This window comes from Microbacterium sp. zg-B185, assembly GCF_030246885.1.
Classification (GTDB): Bacteria; Actinomycetota; Actinomycetes; order Actinomycetales; family Microbacteriaceae; genus Microbacterium.
Window position 1 is genome coordinate 239097 of the sequence record NZ_CP126739.1, and the last position, 18694, is coordinate 257790.

The following is an 18694-nucleotide window of genomic DNA, read 5'->3' on the forward strand; positions in this document are numbered from 1 at the left end:
GCCGGCACGGAGGCTTTCGCAGGCTTCTACACGGCAGGTACGCTAGATGTACCCGGCTGACGTTCTCATTCCCGCTGGGTGCGGACGTGCCGTGCGACACGACACGACCGGTTCGCTGGCCGCCACCGGAGGGGCCGCACCCGTTGACGTGCTCTGGCTGGGACTCGGGATGCTGCTGTTCGGCGCCGGCGTATATGTGCTGTGCCTGCAACGACCTTCCGTGAAGGGCTGACGGTCAGGGAATCCGCCACACCGATCGGAGAGCTCATGGCTCTTGCCAGTCGACTCGTCAAGCCCGTTGCGCAGGAACTCCTGCACCTGACCGTGCTGCGCACCGAGCGACTCTCTCGCCGCACTGGATGCGAATTGCCCTCCGCAGCGGCGATATCGCCAGGGTGTAGCTGGTCTGGAGTGGCGTCGCTCGGTCGAGCCGCGCCCGCAGGCGTTACGACGTCGGGGGGAAGGGATCGTCGGCGAGCCGGATGGTGCGGAACCCTCGCGTTTCGAGGCGGGCACGGTTTGCCTCATTCAGTCTCAGCAGCGCGAGTGCGATGCCGGATGCTCCGACCTGATGGCCAACTTCTGCCTTGAGTGTTCCTATCGGGAGGACATGCGATTCGCTGTACCAACGCCTGCCCCGGTCGTCGACGACGGAGCGAATCAGAAGGTCGTCAGCTTGTGCATTTGCCGCCTCGAGCCACAGCGGGTCACCGGTTTCCAGCCAGAGTCCGATGAAGGACTCGAGTATGGCGGCCGAGCCACAGCACTGGTGGTGTACCCAGGTGTTGCCCGGTGTCTGTCTGCCAGGGACACCGCTTCGCAGGATGCCGCGGCCCAGCCGCAGCGCCCATTCCAGGTAGATCCCCGCTCCCGTCGCGCGATAGACCTGCACGAAGGAGCGAATCGCGCCGGAGCTGCCGGTGCAGTATCCGAAGGAGTAGGTATCCCCGATCCGTGCGACTACCGCGGCGTCTCCGACGAGGATCGCTGTAGCGGCGATGTGGTCCGCGGCGCGTGCAGCAGCATCCTGGAAGCGGTGATCGCCTGTCGCGATGGCCAACGTGGCGAACACGAATGCGATGCCGACGGTGCCGAGTTCGAACCCGTCGAGTTCCTGACCTGCGGGCAGACCGAGCAACTGTGCATCGAGACCGCGCCACCAGGATCCGTGCTCATCGTGGAGTTCCTCTGCGAGGATGCCCAGTCCCGCCGCGATCGCCGTGTCCAAATATCTGCTCTGCTCGAGTCTTCGTGCCGCTTCGACGAGGCCGATGATCGGGCCACCGTCGCCGAGAAGTGCATTTGCTCCAGTCCAACCGAACGAGCGCCCGCCGTTCTCGCCGGCACGGGACGCGATCTCGTCGAAGATGGCGATCGCGGTGGCTTTGTGCTCCGGGAACCGTTCACTGAGTTCAAGGAAGACACCGCCCACTCCGGCGAGCCCGCCGTAGTGCCCGAACCCGGTACCGGGGACGCCGAGGAAATCGGTCTCTGGCAGTGTCCTCCAGTTGTCCGCCACGTAGGCCGCGGCTCGCTGTGCTCGTGCGACGTGTGCGGCGTGTGCGGCGTCTCCGCTCGCGTCGGCTGCCGCGAGTGAGTACCAGGCTATTCCTGCCGCGCCGGTGTTGAGACTGACCGCACCGTAGACCGGCGTGAATCCGGGCTGGTCCGGCCAGGCGTGCCAGCGACTCGATCGCTCGTCCACCGGCTCTTCGGCCGAGTCGATCCACTGCTGGACTTGCGCGAGCGCCTCGGGAATGTCCGGCAAGGATGTCCCCGGGAACGGGGCGCCGAGCATCTCTGGGCGCAGGGTGGGGATGGTGACCTGGGGAAGACTCATTGCCGAATTCCTTGTGTCGTGGCTTCTGGGATGGGCAGGGCGCTTAGGAGCTCCTGTGTGTAAGAGTGCTGTGGGTCGGTGAAGACCGCTTCGGTCGACCCGCGCTCGACGACGACACCGTCGCGCATGACCAGTACTTCATCGCTCACGTGTCGGATGACGCCCAGGTCGTGAGAGATGAACACCGTTGACAGTCCGAGCTCGGTTTGGATGTCGGCGAAGAGGTCGAGGACTTGCGCCTGAATGGATACGTCGAGTGCTGACACCGGTTCGTCGCACAACAGCACCCGGGGATTTCTTGCGAGGGCGCGTGCGATCGCCACGCGTTGGCGTTGCCCTCCGGACAGCGCGAACGGCAACCGCCTCAAAAGGTCGGGAGCGAGTCCCACCTGGTCGGCGAGTTGCACGGCTCGCTCGCGGCGATCGGCGCGCGGAACTCCGCTGAGCGCGAGGGATTCTTGAAGGATGGATCCCGCGGTGAGCCTGGGGTCGAACGAGCTCAGCGGGTCCTGATAGACGGCTTGAATGCTGTGGCGGCGGCTTCGGCGGGCTCGCTCGGCAACGTGACTCCATTGTTGTTCGTCGAGGAATACTTCGCCTGCATCGGGTTGCTGCAGTCCGAGGATGATCCGCCCGAGCGTCGTCTTGCCTGAGCCCGATTCCCCAACGATTCCGACCGTGCGCCCCTCGGTGAGCTCGAACGAAACGTCGTCGACGGCGCGGATTTGGGCACCGCTCGGTTGGCGGAAGCTTTTGCTCACACCCCTCACCGAGAGCACCGTGCGCTCTGGGTCGATGACCGCCGCTGCCAGGGTCGCTTCTGGGCGGGGAAGGGTACTGAGCCGCGCGCCCTTCTTATGCAGGCTCGGCGTGGCATTGAGGAGTGCGCGGGTGTACTCGTGTTCTGGCTCACCGAGCACGATGGACGTGGCGCCGGTCTCCACAATGTGCCCGCCACGCATGACCGCAATGCGATCGGCGATCCGTGCCACCACCGCGAGATCGTGACTGATGAGCAGGATTCCTGCACCGTTCCCCTTCAGGCGAGCAAGCAGGTCGAGCACCTGGCTCTGCACGCGCAGGTCAAGTGCGGTGGTTGGTTCGTCCGCGATCAGCAGCCGGGGCCGCGCGATCGTCGCCGCGGCGATGAGCGCCCGCTGTCGAAGGCCACCCGAAAGTTCGTGAGCGTGTTGTTTCGATCGCTCGCGCGGCGAAGGGATGGCTACGCGAGCCAGTTCCTCGACAACCGCGGACGCGAGAGCGTCATGCGAAAGCTGCTGCCGCTCGCGCCGCGAGTGCACCCGCAAGACTTCTCCCACTTCTCTGCCGATGGTGCGAAGAGGATCGAGAGACACGAGGGCGTCCTGGGCCACCAGCCCGACCTGACGGCCTCGAAGATCTCGCCATCGGCTTTCATCGAACGCGCGAGTGTCGGTGCCCGCGACGTCAAGTCGATCAGCGGAGACAACACCCGGGGACGGCACAAGTCCGAGCAGTGACCGTGAGGTCAGAGTCTTCCCAGAGCCAGACTCCCCAACTAGGGCGAGACATTCGCCGGCGCGAACCTCGAAGCTCACCCCGTCAACGACCGTGGCGCCGCCGAAGCTGATGCGCAAACCTTCGACGTTCACGAGGAGGTCACTCATCGCAGTCGTCCCTCGAACCGGCGTTGAAGATAGCGTCCCACCACGGTCGTGGAGATGACGGTGACGGTGATCGCAAGTCCCGGGAAGACCGCGATCCACCACGCCGAGCCGAGGGAGCTTCTGCCGTCCGAGAGCATGAGGCCCCACTCAGGGGTGGGCGAAACGGGCCCGAGCCCTAAGAAGCTCAGACTCGAACCGGCGATGATCGAGGTGCCGATCCCGATGGTCGCAAGCACCAGGAGGGGGCCCACGACATTCGGCAGCACATGGCGCGTCACGATCGCGGCCGGGCGTTGACCAAGGGCGACGGCTGCTTCGACGAACGCGGATGTCTTGACCTGCAAGGTGGTGATCCGTACGATGCGCGCGTAGGCGGGCACCGCGGCGATGGTGATGGCGACGATGACGTTCACCGCGCCCGGCCCCAGGAGCGCGATAACCACCAGCGCAACGAGCAGCTCGGGAAAGGCGAGCGCGATCTCGAGCACGCGCATGGCGATGTTGTCCACGGCCCGGGGGGCAAGGCCCGCGGTAAGGCCGATCGCGACTCCGCCGATGAGCGCAAGGATCGTGGCTGAGAACCCGAACGACAATGACAAGCCCGCGCCGTACACCACGCGGGTGTAGACGTCGCGTCCGAGTTTGTCGGTGCCGAACAGGTGTTCTGCAGATGGCGGGAGCTGAGAGTCCGCCGTCGCGGTGGCGAGCGGGTCGGCCGACGTGAAGATCCAGGGGAAGAGCGCCGCAACGATGAGCACGAGCAGCACCGCGGCGGCCAGTATCGCCCCGATCGGCTTCGGGCGCCCCGACCGCTCGGGCACAGCGATGGCCGCTTCTACGAGTTCTGGCGTGCCGATGCTCATCGGGCTCCTCTGAGTCTCGGGTCCAGGAGCGGGGCTACCGCATCAACAATGAGATTCACGACGACAAACACGAGCGCTGCGAAGATGACGATCGCCATGACTATCGGGATGTCGCGGTTGTTGATGGCTTCGAGCGTCACGCGCCCGATGCCGGGCCTACCGAAGAGCTGTTCGATGATCACCGCCCCGCCCAGAAGGCTCCCCACGATGTATGCGGCCAGCGTGACTGCGGGCAGCGCCGCGTGTCGCAGTGTGTGCCGAGCGAGCAACTGGGAGAAGCTCAACCCGCGCGCCCGCGAGGAGTCAACGAATGGCTGCGTCTCGGTTCCCTCCAGGCCGTGCCGGAGAACTTGGCTGAGGATGCCGGCGATCGGAAGAGCCAGGGTCAGCGCGGGAAGAACGAGCGCGTTCAATCCTTGTCCGCCGGAGATCGGGAACCAGTGAAGCTGGAACGAGAACACCGTCAACAAGAGTAGGCCGGTCCAGAACGTCGGTGAGGAGATGGCGATCAACTCGACGAGGGAGGCGACGGCCCGTGCCACTCGACCCCTCGCGGCAAGGGATATGCCTAACGCGAGCACCACGGCGAAGACGATGGACAGTCCGGCCAGCTGAAGGGTGGGCATGATCTGCTCGCCGATGACATCTATCACCGGCTTCTGGAGTCGGTAGGACATGCCGAATTCGCCCGTGACGAGCTTGCCGAGATATCCGACGTACTGCAGAAGGACCGGTTGAGTCAGGCCGAGCTCTTCCCGAATGTTCTGGCGCACCCCTTCGCTGACTTGGGATTGCACGCCGAGCATGATGTCCACAGGGTCGCCCGGCACGATGTGCAGCACGAGGAATGCGAGGGAGGACGCGCCCCACACGACGATGAACGCGCCGACGAGCCGGGGCAGGTACAGCGCGAATGCTGCACCTACCCGGCCGCGTAGCACTACAGGTTGCGTCAAGGTTGCCTGCTTGTCCAGGCGTCGTACAGCAGCGGCCAACCCGTGATGTCAGCACGTACGCCACCGATCGTCGAAGAGACGCCGATGATATGGCTCGGTACGTAGATCGGCACGATCGCAGCGTCCTCGATCGCCCAATGTTGCACCTCGCTGTAGATCTTCTTCCGCTCGTCGGGATCGGTGGATTCCGATGCCGTCACGAGCAGATCATCGAGCTCAGGATCGTTCACGAACGATGCGTTCTGGACGGGAGCGAACCCCGAGTAGAGGTGGAGCCGCAAGATGTCGCCTTCGGGCCGCACGAAGCTCCAATCGGCGATGTCGTACGTTCCGCCGTAAAGGCTCTCAATGTACGCGCCACCGTCAAGAGGGTTGGGGTTGAGCTCGAAGCCGATCTTCTTCAAGTCGGCCTGGAACGCGTCGATGAGGCTCTTGCGGTCCTCACGCGGTGCCGAATAGGAGGGCCACTCTGCGCTCAGGCGCACCCCGTCTTTGGTTCGGTAGTCATCCGTGTCCCGCTCGGTCCACCCAGCATCGTCGAGAAGCTGGTTCGCGAGATCCTCGTCGTACTCCCAGCTGCCCTCGACGGTCGGGTCATAGGCGTTGGGCGTGGTGGGGCCGAGTACACTCCATGCGCGATCGTATTCGCCGCCGTACACAGCGGTCACTGCAGAGCCGATGTCGATGCCCTGCTGGAACGCCTGGCGCACGAGTTTGTCCTGGAACACGCCCTTGGAATGGTTGAGGAAGATCGAGTAGGGGAGGCCCGGTGTACCGGTTCCAGTGACCGAGACCGTGCCGTCCACCTCCAGGGCGGGGACATCGTTGGGTGAAACGTTGCTGGCCACATCCACCTCGCCGCTCGTGAGCGCCCCGGCCCGCACGGCGTTCTCCGGCAGGATCCGGTAGACCAGTTCGTCCGGGTGTGCCGCGCCGGAGTGTGTGGCGTTGGCCGGGCCCCAGTTGTAGTCCGGGTTCTTGGTGAGAGTGATGTCCTGGCCCGCCACGACGCTCTCCAGGATGAAGGGGCCGGTGCCGACCGTGATGCCGGGGCCGCCAGCGATGAGCTTGTCCGGGCTCTCTTCAAGCACCTTGGGTGAGTAAAACCCGAGGTAGGCCGTGCTTGCACCCTGGAGGAAAGGGGCGAACGGGCGGGTGAAGCTCACCTTCACGGTGTCAGCGTCGACCGCCTCGGTGCCTGCGTACGCGTCGCCACCGAGGAGAGCCGCCGCATACTGGGAGGCCGTCTCCGGGTCGGCGATGTGATCGAAGTTGGCCTTGACCGCGTCGGCGTTGAACGGCTCGCCGTCGCTGAACGTCACGTCTTCCTTGAGCTGGAAGGTGTACTCCAGGCCGTCGTCGCTGACCTCCCACGACTCGGCGAGCCACGGCTGAATCGAGCCGTCCGTGTCCTGCACGACGAGAGAATCGAAGACGTTCCGCAAGACCAGTGCGGAGATGTCTGCAGCAGTGACGTGGATGTCGAACTGCGAGCTCGGGTCGCCATCGATGGCGACAGTAATCGTGCCGCCCTCAACGGGATTGTCGGTGGCTGGTCCTGCGCCCGCCGTGCTGCAGCCGGCGAGGATCAGGGCGGCGCCGGCCAGTATCGCCAGCACGCCGCCCTTTCTGTGGTGGGACGTCATCGTGTTCCTTCGGGAAGAGGAAAGGGCAAATGGGACCGCGGTTCACCGCCACGAGTGGCGCAGATCCGGCTCTGTGAGAGTAAATGCGCGACGGAATGCGCCGCTCGAAAGTGACCGCGTGTGTCAGATAGATGGACGCGCGCAAGACCAAGTCCAACAATCGGGGAAGGAGTGTGGACTCAATGCATGACCAACCGACGCTGCCAGGCCGCCCTCGAGCGAGCACACGATCAGCGATCTCTGCGACCGCCCTACGGCTGTTCAGCACACATGGATTCGCCAGCACCACGGTCGAACAGATCGCAACCGCGGCCGGGATCAGCCGGTCCACATTTTTCAACTACTTCTCGTCCAAAGCGGAGACCATTTGGAACTGCCAGGAGCATCAGCTGGCGGCGCTCGAGACGGATCTGGCAACGGCCGACGATGGCGACCCGTTCGAGATCGCAACCCGAGCGGTCGTGGGCGTGGCTTCCGATGTCGGGCCGGTAGCGGCGGAGCCGACCCGATCCTACGGTGCTCTCATAGCGAGTTCGCCGACTCTCGCACTGGAGTCGGCAACCTGGCCAGCCCGACGCGCCGTCCTGGTCGGGCGATACATAGCACGACGATTGGGGCTGAGCGACGACGACCTCCTCGCTCAGTCGTACGCTCACGCGCTGAACGGCGCAATCAGCGCAGCGGCGATCAACTTCGGCAACTCACGAGGTCGCCGACTCAGCGACATCCTTGCCGAGTCGACGACCCCCGTACAAGAAGGATTCTCGAACGCATGGCGCACCGCGCACCCGATCGGGGTCTAACGGTATCGCGGTCGTCGAGCTGCAGCAACGAGGAAATGCAGGTCCCCTTGTCGTTACTGGCGCGGTTTGGCTGAGCCTGCTCAGCTGGACACGGTGGGGCGGCGCGCAGACCGGTTCGGGGGGCTACCAGGGTTTGGCGACTTCGGCGTGTGTGAGCAGGATGCCCTCGGTCGTGCCCGCAGGAGCGCGTCCGATGCCGCACTCTGTGCCGACACCGAATCGCTCGACGAACTCGTACGCTGCGGCCGCGCGCCGCTGTGCGCCGGCCGTGCCATCCTCGCGGTGCACGAGACCGAGGTAGAGCTCGGTTTCCTCGGGCAGTTCGAGCGATGCGAGCGGGGCGAAGTACTCAGCGTCGTCTCGCTCGATCGGGACGGGCAGGTGCAGCCAGTCGATACGACGTGGGGATGCCGAGACCACGGCGTTCGCGAAGCGGACGAGGTTCGCGGCATCCGCCGGCTGGGCGAAGTGCTGCTCGTTGGCGTCGCCATAGCAGAAGTGAAATCCGAGCTCGATATCTTCGGGGATGATGGCTGCCTGTTCCCCGGCTCGAGCAACCAGGCCCGCCCATACGTCCGCCCACCACGCGGTGACCGCGCCTCCGAAGTCTGGGCCGTAGCCCTTGGATTCGATGATCTGGAACTCCACAGCGACATCCCACTGGATCGCCAGGTCTTTATGAGGGATCGCGTCGACGATCTCTTCAATCTCCCGATACAGCGCGTCCCGGTACACGGGTTCAATCGCGGCCCTCTGGTCGGCGGGGAAGAAGCATCCCACGACCGCCGCAGGCGTCGGCACCGACACCTGGAAGCGCACGCCCTCGGCTACGACGCCCTCATCTCGCAGGCGGCGGAAGATCGCGTACGATTCCCGCGCCGCTGACGCGTAACCCAGGGGCGGCAACGCGATTGAGGCGGGGTCGATTCCGTCCGACACCCGGACGAATCGCGCGTCTACTGGGCCGAGCCAGATCGGCTCGTCGCCGACGCGTTCGATGCCCTCGGCCTGGCCGAGCACGTCGCCTTGGAACATGATCCAGTGGTAACGCTTGCCGACCTCGCCATCGGGAATGCGCTTGAGCTGCGGGCCGAGAACCTCGGCAGCGGTGCGGATAGTGGTCTCGGCGTCGTCGTAGTTGACGCTGCCCACCAGAAGGGCGCCTTGTGGCTGTGTCATTGATCATTCGCTTTCGATCACGCGGAGGTCTCGACTTCCGCTCATCAGGGGAAGTCGCAGCCAGTGCCCTCGATCGGGCGCGAGGCTTCGCGTCTGCCTGCGAACGAGCCCACACTCTCAGCCCCGAGCACCGTCGGCAAGCGCGAGGAAACGCCGCTTAACAATCGCGACAACCCGGGTACAGATCGGCTCGACCCCGGCATCGCCGCGCTCGCGGAGGGCGACAACCACGCTGTCCGCTCGGCGATGGAGCGAGATACGGCGTCACCGCGGGTTCCGCGGGCTTGGCAGCGGAAGCACAGCTCCCCTGGGAGGAGGCATATGCGTGCCAACGGCTGGCCGAATCCCTCCTGCGCGGCGCGGGGGGTGCGCGTCGCCTCGGCGGTGCCCGCACCGCGATCCTTGGGTTAATGCGGTGGTTGCAACACCTCGAGAGATGGTGTGCTGTGGCGATGTATTCACTTCGTATTCGGCCTGACTTGCTCCAGGTGTTCTGGGTGGGGATGCAGGCGGGTGATTCTCTGACCGACGCGGTGCTCCCGCTCGGCGTCGATCGCAGGACCGGGGCGCGGATTCTGGTCGCTGCCGGCGGTGTCAGACCACGCCGCGGCCGTGATCTCAAGGGGCGGTGTTTGACGTTCGCCGACCGGGAAGAGATCGCGGTCCTGCGGGCGCCGGGGAACTCATTGCGGCAGATCGCGGCGGCGATCGGGAGAGCGGCATCGACAGTGTCGAGGGAGCTGTCCAGGAACACCGCCCGTGGGTCGGCGTATCGTGCGAGGACCGCGCATGTCCTGGCGTATGAGCGTGCGTCGCGGCCGAAGCCAGCCAAGCTCCATGTGAACCTCGAGCTGCGTGCGAAGGTGGAGCGGGACCTTCGCAAGAAGTACTCGCCCGAGCAGATCTCGGGGCGCCTGAAACGGGAGTTCCCCGGCCGGGAGGAGATGCGGGTGTCGCCCGAGACGATCTACCAGTCTCTCTACGTGCAGTCTCGGGGCGCGCTCAAGCAAGAGCTGACCAGGCATCTCCGGACCGGGAGGGCTTTGCGGAGCCCGTCGCGCAAGACCTGGCAGCGTAAGAACCGGATCCCGAACATGATCAACATCTCCGAGCGTCCCGCGCAGGCTAGCGACCGGGCCGTGCCGGGCAGCTGGGAGGGTGATCTGATCATCGGGAAAGGCAACCTGTCAGCGATCGGCACGCTCGTCGAACGCTCCAGCAACTACACGATGCTGGTGGCCCTACCCGATGGATACAAGCCGGAGCAGGTCGCATCGGCGTTGACCCGGAAGATCCAGCAGCTTCCTGAGCAGCTGCGGGTCGCGTTGACCTGGGATCAGGGACCCGAGATGCGGGACTGGGAGAAAGTCCGCATCGACACCGGGATCGAGATCTTCTTCTGCGACCCGAAGTCGCCGTGGCAACGCGGCATCAACGAAAACACGAATGGGCTGCTGCGCCAATACTTCCCGAAAGGCACCGAGCTGGCCGGGTTCAGCGAGGAACACCTCGACGCCGTCGCCGCGGAACTGAACGACCGACCCCGCAAACGACTAGAGTTCCAAACCCCGATCGAAGTCATCGGGAATGTCCTGTTGCAATGACCGCCAGAATCCGCCGATCCCTTACCGGGCGCAGGAGACGAGATTGGTGACAATCGTCTCGATGAGCGGCCGTCAATTGGCCATTCCCATCCGCGCGCAGGTCTGGGCGGTCGGCCTAGTCGCAGCCTCGGCTGGCGAACGGGGATCGGTCCCTCAAACGAATCTCGACTGACGCGGCTGATGGGAGACTCGGAGCCGCGAAGGATTGAGTGCGGCCGGCCAGCTCGCGCTTTAGCTCCGAGTCGTCGCCAGAACGAATCGTGGCTAGTGCCCTGACGGCGAGGTCTCCGAGTGGGGTGTAGTCATGCTGGAGCGCGATCTGGCGCAGGCGGCGGAGGCGCGGAACTTGAGCAAGGTCTCCGCTTGTGACTGCGAACGCGAGGTATACGACAGCGAACTCGAGATCATCTTCTCTGAGTAGGCACGTATTGGACTGTGTCATTCGGTGCAGCAGCTCGATGAGGCCGAGCACCGAGTCTTCGCTGGTGGCGTTCGTCGAGCGTTCGGCGTAATCCTGATAGTCAGAAAGCGCGAGGGTAATTGGAGGAGTGGATGATCCGGCCGTGACGACGGTAACGGAGTCACAAGCGGGGTCCGCGAGAGTTGCGAATCCGAGCGCAGCCACAAGAATGTCCTGCTCCCCAAACGTTGCCTCGATCCGCCAATGCCCGTTGCGCCGGACGGATTCAATAACCTCAATCCCTTTGGACCTGTGGAGCCAAAAGGCGGCGAGTTTCTCTTGGGTCAATCCCATGTGTGCAGCCGCGCCCGGAGGCAGCGGCACGTCGACTCCGCAGCGTTCGAGGGCGTTGCTGATGGTCCAGTTGAGCGCGAGGACAGATTCAAGGAACGCGTACGCCTTGTCGATGTATTCGGGTGCACTGAACGTGGCGCTGAAGGATCGCAGATCGATGCTGATCGTCTCAGCAGCTGGGTCGATATTGATGCACCGGCCGTGATGGGCAGAATGCCGAAGGAAGGAGGGTGCGTCCACAAACGTCGTCGGCATCGCGGCTGCGAGGCGCTCCACGTGGTGGGTGGCGTCTTTCTTGATGAGCCGCTGATAGTGCTCGATGCCTTCGATTTCGACGCTGAGAAGCCGGCTCCAGACGAGAAGCGGGAGTGCTGCCTCATAGAGCTCGCCAACAGTCTTCGACAACCGACGGAAGATGACGGTCGGGTCGGACTCCTCCCCGACGATTCGCTCGAAATGCAGCAGACACTCGAACACGTCACGTCGCGCAACTCCCAAGTCGTCCACCGCGCCGGTCAGCCGTGCCACTTGGCGGACTTTCAGCTCGTGTCGTCCTAATTGCGAAAGCTCGCGCAGCTTCGAGCCGAGGGCGTCGGGATCCAGGTAGGCCTTTCCAACAAGATCAACAATCAATAGGTCGACAGCGGATCCGGTCGCGACGTGACCGCCGCTGAGCGCCCTCCCGCGTTCTGTGCCGATCGCTATCAATCCTGGGAGGTCCATACCAGGGTGGAGGATGCTCAGGGCTTTGAAAGCGCGCTCAGCAATTGCCGGTTCGACCCGAATATTCGACAGAACGGCTGCCGCCTCTGAGACTGTGCGCAGGATTCCGAGTTGCTCAGTTGACCCATCGAGAACTGATTGCCCTCGCCGGGCGAGCTCCTGAGCCTTCGCGGGGTCCGCCGTCGTCATCGCTTCGAGGTAGATCGGCCACAGTCTGACTAACTGCGTGGCCACGCTCAAGTACGCGCGCGGCTCTCCAGTAGGTCGGAGCTTGGCTAAACCGCGCAGCAGCACGACCAATTGATCGATTCTGCGGACTGTCGCTGCCAACTCGCCCACGGCTTGATCTGGGTTCGATCCGCTTAGCAACGATCGCAGCCCCGACAAGAATCGGCTCACCAGTGAACTGAACTCGTTGCTTAGTCGCTCGGGGACAAGAGTTGGGTCAGAGTCACCAGCGCTCAACACCGCCGAAGATACCTGTGATGCGAGCTGTCGACGACGCACCACGTGAGGGTTTACCTCGCCGACTCGTGGGGCCTTGCCGCAATCGGCGCAGGAAAGCGCCAGCACCCGTTGTCCACCGCATCCTGCGCAACGGATCGTGCTGAAGCTCAACTGCCCGTCAAGTCCCAATGCCCACCGTCCCACTCCTGCTCGCAGACTACGACAGGCGAACGACATCGGTCGCTCAGCGGGCCGATAGGAGTTCGGACGTACTCCAGCGCCAGTCGTCTTGCAGCGGTATCCACGCCGTCGGGCTCCTGCCAGTAGCGCGCGAGATCGACCGACACCTGCAGCGCCTCCCTCAGAATGTCTCCGCGGATATGAGTCAGGTCGACATCGTCGATGCGCGCCGCGAGGTCATCGGCGCTGAACGTCGGATCAGGTTCCGGGTCGGAAGTATCCCCAATGAGACGGAAGAGCGTGCCGGGGTTCGGATCGAGCTCGTGGCCGAGCCAGAACAACGCAGTGTGCACCGTCTCGTCGGTGCGGGCGGCGTACTCCAGGCACATCCGACGACCGCGCGGACCACGCAGCAGGGCATCCGCGAGATCGTCCACCGCCCCAGCTTGCCGGACAGTTGCGCATCTCCTCCACAACTGCCGGCACCGCATCACTTGCGGCGCCTTCACCGGTCTTCGAACGAGTGAGTCGTTCGCCGGCGTTCAGCCGCTCCCGAATACAGCGATCCTGACGTGCTCCGATGCAGATACCCCGCCCAGCTAACTGCTCGATGAAGGCGCCGCAAACGCACGAGGCTACCTCGGTGAAGCTCGTCTCCCACAACGACAGAGGCCCAAGAAGAACAGCAATGCACGCAGGCACTTTTTGTGGAACCCTCCACGAGTTAGGCAAGTGAGAGTACTCTGGGGTCGTGCGCGGAGGCCTCGAGCGGTGGAAGAGGGGTGTCGGATCGCAGGGTGTCCGACAGGCGCTGGCCTACGCCTTCGACGGCTCGTGTGACTCGCACATCCGGACCACCTCCGGCGTGAATGCGCTCGCCGACTACAGCGATGTAGCGGCGGCGGGCGTCTCGCGGTTCACCGTCGAGGCTGGAGTCATCAGCGCGGATCTTCTTGGTCCGGCGGAGTTGCGGCGATGGGTGGATGGCTATGACCCGGACACGGGGGAGCGGCGCGGGCGGGATCTGAGCTCTCCGGACGCGGATCTGATTCTTGACGGAACGATCAACGCACCCAAGTCGTACAGCATCGCGGCGTTGCTCGATCCGGATCTGGCGCGAGAGTTCGAACAGCTGCAGGACCGGCTCCGGGACCGGGTCGTGCTGATCTGGCAGCGCGAGCTGAACGCGCGGCGCGGTGCGGGCGGGCGTGTCCGGGAGGCGCTGGATCGGGTGGAGGTGGTGGAGCTGCATCATCGCCGCTCCCGTGCGCTGGATCCGCACATTCACCGGCACCTGTGGTTGAGCGTAAAGGTGCGCGGGCAGGACGGCCGCTGGTCGAACGTGGACTCGCGGGTGGCGATGAAGCTGCACACGGTCATCAATGCCGAGGGCGAGCTGGCCGCCCGGACCGACCCGACCTGGATCGCAGCCCTCGCCCGGCACGGCTTCACCTTGGATGCCGATGGCGAGATCGCCGAACTCGCGCACGCCGTGCGGCCGCTGTCGCGGCGGTCGAATCAGATCGAACGCAACCGGGCCGTTCTGCTGGCTCGGTGGCAGGAGGAGCACCTCGCTCAGGAGCCCACCCCGACCGTGCTGCAGCAGATCGATCGGATGGCGTGGGCAAAAGGCCGCCCGAACAAGCCCGGCGACCTTCGCGAGCACGATTGGGAATCCATGGTGCGCGAAGAACTCGGTGCGATCGATCCCGAGCTTCTTGGCCACCGGGGCGAGGTTCGACCTGCGGCCGCATCGCTGGCGGAGCTTGATGTGGAGCTGCTGGCGGCGCGGGCGATCGTGGAAGCGGATACACGATCCGCGGCCTGCGGGGGACGGTTCAGCCGGTTCGACATCCGCGCCGGCGCGACCCGTGCGCTGGCCGCATCCGGTGTCGTCCAAGCACGAGAGGACCTCCAAGGGACTCTGGATCTGATCGAGGCGCGGGCGCTGACCCACACCGTGGACCTGTTGCCCGACGCGCCCGACCGGCCCGACCACATCAAAGGGTTCATGGCCGCCGGCACGGCGGCCAGCAAGGTGGAACTGGGCGCCCGCTTCGACGCGCTGACCCGGCAGGGCGTGACGGTCGACGCCGAGGAGATCGCCGCCACCGCTGGCAATGTGCTCCCGGTCGGGGTCGGGCTGGACGAACGGCAGCTCGCGGCGGCCGGTGCGATCGCCGGCACCGACCGGCTGGTGTCGGTGACCGGGCCGGCCGGGGCGGGAAAGACCACGATGCTGCGGGTGGCCAAGATCGCACTGGCCCAGCGTGGGCATCTGATGGTGGTGGTCGCACCGACCAAGAAGGCGGCCTCGGTGGCAGGGCGGGAGATCGGAACGACCGCATCGAGCCTGCACGCGCTGCTTGCCGACTACGGCTGGAGATGGGCTCGGGACGCCGCTGGCGCGGAGGTCTGGACCCGACTGCGCCCCGGGGATGTCGACCCGGGCTCGGGGGTCGTGTTCGAGGGTCCGCGACGCTTCCCCCTGCGTAGCGGGGATCGGATCGTGGTCGATGAGGCAGGGATGGTTGATCTGCACACCGCGAACGCGCTGGCGGCGGTCGCCGCCGAGACGGGTACCGGGATCGCGATGGTGGGGGACCATCTGCAGGCGATGCCGGTTGGTCACGCCGGGGCGATGGCCTGTATGACCCGGCGCAGCACGGCGGTCATCGAACTGACCGCGGTGCACCGCTTCCACGACCCGGAGTACGCGGCCCTGACTCTGCGGATGCGGGAACCGGCATCCAAGGAAGAAGCCCTGACCGTGGCGGCGGAGCTGGACCGGCGCGGGCTGATCCACCGGGTGAGCGACCAGGTCCAGGCCCGGGACGTGATGGTGGAGGCGTACTTCCGGTTCGCCACCGGCCATCGTCGGGTTGCGTTGGTGACCGGCACCAACGAGGAAGCGGACGGGATCAACGAAGCCATCCAGCAGCGCCGCATCGACCAGGGGCAACTCCGGACCACCCGGATCGCGCTCGGGCAGGGAGAGCAACGGCTCCTGGAGGGTGACACCGTGCAGACGAGACGTAACGACCGGCACGCGAACGTGGACAACCGCGCGCTCTGGATCCTGCGGCGCATCACCGCGGACGGGCTAGAGCTGGCCAGCGTGGCTGACAGCGCAGAGGTTCGCAGGGTGTCTCACGAGTATGCGGCCGAGCACGTGCATTTGGCCTACGCCTCCACCGTGCACGGCATCCAGGGGGAGACCACCGACGCCTCCATCGTCGGGCCGGGTGTGGACGCCTCCGGGCTCTACGTCGGCATGACCCGAGGGCGTGCGCACAACGAAGCGATCGCAATCGCCGGCACCGACGCCGCGGCCAGGGACACGATCGCCGAGAGCATGCTCCGCGGCATCCCCGAAGTCAGCATCGATGACTCCATCCGCGCCGCACGCACCGAACTGCACCGCGCCGCCCGCACCCCAGACACCGACACCCACGCGGCGCCGGCGGCGTGGAAGGACCGGACCCGCCGGCCATGGGGACACGTGGTCGAGATCGAACGCGTCGCCGCACAGCAACGCGCGCGGGAGCGGGAGATGCGGGAGCGGCTGGAGCGGGTCAACGACTGGATGCACACGGCCGCCCGCACAATGCTGGAGCTGGACGCACGCATCGACACCCAATCCGCCGCCACTCATGGTCGGGTAATCGATGCCGCCACGTCGGCAGAGGCCGCGAACGGCCGCCGGAACCAACTGGCCGAGCGCTACACCGCGCGCCTGCAGGACCAGGCGCAACTTGCCCGAGAGTACCGCCAGTTCACGCAGCTCACCGATGAGCTGGAAGCCGAGCGCGCCGCACGCACAGTGCTCGACCCTCAGACGCGTGCCGTCGAAGACCGAGCCCGGCAGAGCGTGGCGCAAATGGCGACCGCGGTCACGGTGACCCGCGGTCCCGACGGGCCGCGGCGACGATAGGAATCACCCTGCCGTAAGCCTTCCACCGTCACGCGGTGTGGAAACCCCTGTGGTCGACCGCGCGGCGGCTCGGGCGGAGTTCTCTCAACCGCCACTGGTTCTGGTGGTGGTGCTCATCGGCGTGACCGCATTGGCCCACACCCAGCAGCGGAGCTGCGTCGCGCCAACGGTGAATTGGATGCCGCAGGCCAGGTCGTTCCACACCACCACGACCGCATCAACCTCCACGGCGTGCGGGCCGAACCGCACCCACGCTTTGCACGGCTTGGGCTGCGGATCGCGGGTGACCGGCAGGGCATCCTTCCGCAGCTCCTGAGCGGTGAGGGTCTGGAGGGGATGCTGCGACGAGACGCGTTCCAGGATCCGGTCGTCCATCAGCCGGTCATAGCCCGCGCTATACCGCTTGTTCGTTCCCACACCCGGACATCCCTTCACCCGGTCCCGCAGGCAACACTAGATCATCTCGAATACATGTTCTATTCTTGTGTCCCATGGGTGAGGTGACAGTCGAACGCCAGGTGACGCTGTGGATGGTGGACGAGGTACCCACTCGCATGTTCTACGCCGGTCGGCGGTGGCGCGTCAGTGACACTCCCACCCGGCTGCGCGAGTCGATCTGGACTTCCCCGGTCCCACACGGCGGCGGTCTCTACGGGTGGCGATTCCAGGGTACAAACGAGGACGGTGAGAGTCTCGTTTTCGACGTGTACCGCGCCGAGAACGGCTGGCACGTGCACCACGCCTATACCTGACTCGCGCACTGTTCTGCGCGACTCCGGCTGAGGGCTGTGCCGCCCAGCCCTGGCCCCTTGCGGTTAGAGCAGCACCTGCGGGACTGACGACGAACGGGGGGCCTCCCGTGCGGCGCGCACGACACATCGCCTGTATCCGGGGGAAACGCATTCGTCGGACGAGGAGTCGGACGCACCCACTGGCCGAGTTCGCCACCATCGGGATCGTGCAACGCCGAACCCTGCAAAGCCCACGCCGACCGGGCCGGGCAACTACAGCACGCCCTGGACAGCCGGGTGCTGATCGAGCAAGCCAAGGGTGCCGTCGCCTACCAACGCAACGTCCCCATCGATGACGCGTTCACGATCCCCCGCGACCACGCGCGCCGGACCCGCACAAAGATCCGCGACGTCGCCGAACAGGTCCGCACCCCCGGCTGCAGATCTAACCGGGCCTGCACACATCTGGGCAACGGGTCAGGGTGTACCGTGCGCGGGCGACACGGCGTTCCGGGCAGCACAGTGCCGGCCAGGACGAGGTTCTTGATCGCGAATTCGTCGATTTCGGCTAGGTGCGATGCCGCCGGCGGGCTACCGCCCGCGGTGCACGCCAGCGGAAGCGGAGCGACGCGAGCCTGAATGCGAATACGAGCACGCCGACCGCGAGTTGAGTCACCGGGTGGCGCCAGCCCACCAACCACGCTGCTGTGATGATGGCGGCACCTAGCATCGCGGGGATCGCATACAGGTCGTTCGGGTCGAACAGTTGGGGATCCCGGTTAGCGACGACGTCACGCAGGAGGCCGCCACCGACCCCGGTTGTTACCCCAAGGAGCGCCGCGGCGACCGGATTCATACCCAGGTCCAGCGCCTTCGTCGCCCCGGTTGTGCAGAACAGCCCAAGTCCGGCTGCATCGAAGACGAGCAGGGTGCGCGGTAAGCGTTCGACGGCGGCGTAGAGGAAGAAGACCAGCCCTGCCGCGGCGAGGGGTGCAAGCAAGTAGATCGGTTGCGAGAAGGCGGTGGGGGTGACTCCCAGTATGAGGTCACGGATTACGCCGCCGCCGAGCCCTGTCAGGAAACCCAAGAGAACTGATCCCACGATGTCGAATCCCCTGTGTGCAGCGAGGAGGGAACCCGATACTGCGAAGAAGAATGTGCCGAGAAAATCGAGCAACGTGTCCATGCGGTCTCTCCTCAAGGCGGCTCCTGCAGCCGTGGCGAGCGTAGGTCCGGGCATGGGTGCGGGCCAGAGCCATACGTCCCCGCGGGATCGCACCGCGGAAGTGGCGCGCGAAGGGCGGGGCGGGCCTGCGCTCCTGCATCGGGATCGCGCTCGCCGGCGTGGCGTGGTCGCGGGTCGTTCGGCCGTAGCAGGGCGGTTCGGG

The 18694-nt window shown here is 65.5% G+C and carries 15 protein-coding genes and 1 pseudogene; 6 read left to right on the forward strand and 10 right to left on the reverse strand.

Annotated elements, in window-relative coordinates; translation table 11 throughout:
* Positions 1-91: 91 nt before the first annotated feature.
* Positions 92-232, forward strand: a complete 141-nt coding sequence (locus tag QNO12_RS01130) for a hypothetical protein (RefSeq protein WP_257503972.1) — start codon at positions 92-94, stop codon at positions 230-232.
* 213 nt (positions 233-445) lie between these two features.
* Here QNO12_RS01130 and QNO12_RS01135 read toward each other — a convergent pair whose 3' ends face one another.
* Genes QNO12_RS01135 through QNO12_RS01155 form a run of 5 tightly spaced genes read right to left on the reverse strand, consistent with a single transcriptional unit; the run spans position 446 to position 6951 of the window.
* Entirely contained in the window at positions 446-1840 is a 1395-nt protein-coding gene (locus tag QNO12_RS01135; RefSeq protein ID WP_257503973.1) for a glycoside hydrolase family protein, read from the reverse strand.
* Entirely contained in the window at positions 1837-3486 is a 1650-nt protein-coding gene (locus tag QNO12_RS01140; protein WP_257503974.1) for a dipeptide ABC transporter ATP-binding protein, read from the reverse strand. Before QNO12_RS01140 ends, QNO12_RS01135 begins: the two co-directional genes overlap by 4 nt.
* Positions 3483-4349, reverse strand: a complete 867-nt coding sequence (locus QNO12_RS01145; RefSeq protein ID WP_257503975.1) for an ABC transporter permease — start codon at positions 4347-4349, stop codon at positions 3483-3485. Before QNO12_RS01145 ends, QNO12_RS01140 begins: the two co-directional genes overlap by 4 nt.
* Positions 4346-5344, reverse strand: a complete 999-nt coding sequence (locus QNO12_RS01150) for an ABC transporter permease (protein ID WP_257503976.1) — start codon at positions 5342-5344, stop codon at positions 4346-4348. The genes QNO12_RS01145 and QNO12_RS01150 overlap by 4 nt, the downstream gene beginning before the upstream one ends.
* Positions 5302-6951, reverse strand: coding sequence for an ABC transporter substrate-binding protein (locus tag QNO12_RS01155; protein WP_257503977.1), 1650 nt, complete (start codon positions 6949-6951; stop codon positions 5302-5304). The genes QNO12_RS01150 and QNO12_RS01155 overlap by 43 nt, the downstream gene beginning before the upstream one ends.
* Positions 6952-7133: 182 nt before the next feature.
* Between QNO12_RS01155 and QNO12_RS01160 the strand changes: the two genes are divergently transcribed.
* The gene (locus QNO12_RS01160; protein ID WP_257503978.1) at positions 7134-7754 is read left to right on the forward strand and encodes a TetR/AcrR family transcriptional regulator; all 621 of its coding nucleotides are present in this window, start codon (positions 7134-7136) and stop codon (positions 7752-7754) included.
* Between the two features lie 123 nt (positions 7755-7877).
* Here QNO12_RS01160 and QNO12_RS01165 read toward each other — a convergent pair whose 3' ends face one another.
* On the reverse strand, positions 7878-8933 hold the full coding sequence (locus tag QNO12_RS01165) for a hypothetical protein (protein WP_257503979.1): 1056 nt from the start codon (positions 8931-8933) through the stop codon (positions 7878-7880).
* Between the two features lie 452 nt (positions 8934-9385).
* On the opposite strand from QNO12_RS01165, the gene QNO12_RS01170 reads away from it, so the two are divergent.
* The gene (locus tag QNO12_RS01170) at positions 9386-10537 is read left to right on the forward strand and encodes an IS30 family transposase (protein ID WP_374761049.1); all 1152 of its coding nucleotides are present in this window, start codon (positions 9386-9388) and stop codon (positions 10535-10537) included.
* Positions 10538-10652: 115 nt separating this feature from the next.
* On the opposite strand, the gene QNO12_RS01175 is transcribed toward QNO12_RS01170, so the two are convergent.
* Positions 10653-12314 carry a hypothetical protein gene (locus QNO12_RS01175; protein ID WP_257503980.1) on the reverse strand — a complete coding sequence of 554 codons (1662 nt, stop codon included), beginning with the start codon at positions 12312-12314 and terminating at the stop codon, positions 10653-10655.
* Between the two features lie 314 nt (positions 12315-12628).
* Positions 12629-13078: a hypothetical protein gene (locus QNO12_RS01180; RefSeq protein WP_257503981.1), complete on the reverse strand. Its 450-nt coding sequence runs from the start codon at positions 13076-13078 to the stop codon at positions 12629-12631.
* 314 nt (positions 13079-13392) lie between these two features.
* Between QNO12_RS01180 and QNO12_RS01185 the strand changes: the two genes are divergently transcribed.
* Positions 13393-16575: an AAA family ATPase gene (locus QNO12_RS01185; RefSeq protein ID WP_257503983.1), complete on the forward strand. Its 3183-nt coding sequence runs from the start codon at positions 13393-13395 to the stop codon at positions 16573-16575.
* 84 nt (positions 16576-16659) lie between these two features.
* On the opposite strand, the gene QNO12_RS01190 is transcribed toward QNO12_RS01185, so the two are convergent.
* The gene (locus QNO12_RS01190; RefSeq protein ID WP_257503985.1) at positions 16660-16950 is read right to left on the reverse strand and encodes a hypothetical protein; all 291 of its coding nucleotides are present in this window, start codon (positions 16948-16950) and stop codon (positions 16660-16662) included.
* Positions 16951-17066: 116 nt separating this feature from the next.
* Between QNO12_RS01190 and QNO12_RS01195 the strand changes: the two genes are divergently transcribed.
* Together QNO12_RS01195 and QNO12_RS16990 are read left to right on the forward strand one after the other, a co-directional pair.
* Positions 17067-17327: a hypothetical protein gene (locus tag QNO12_RS01195; protein WP_257503987.1), complete on the forward strand. Its 261-nt coding sequence runs from the start codon at positions 17067-17069 to the stop codon at positions 17325-17327.
* Between the two features lie 261 nt (positions 17328-17588).
* A pseudogene (locus tag QNO12_RS16990) lies at positions 17589-17945 on the forward strand (ANTAR domain-containing protein); the annotation flags it as partial.
* On the opposite strand, the gene QNO12_RS01200 reads toward QNO12_RS16990, so the two are convergent.
* The gene (locus tag QNO12_RS01200; protein ID WP_257503988.1) at positions 17875-18492 is read right to left on the reverse strand and encodes a trimeric intracellular cation channel family protein; all 618 of its coding nucleotides are present in this window, start codon (positions 18490-18492) and stop codon (positions 17875-17877) included. The pseudogene QNO12_RS16990 and the gene QNO12_RS01200 sit on opposite strands and share 71 nt — an antisense overlap.
* Positions 18493-18694 lie beyond the last annotated feature (202 nt).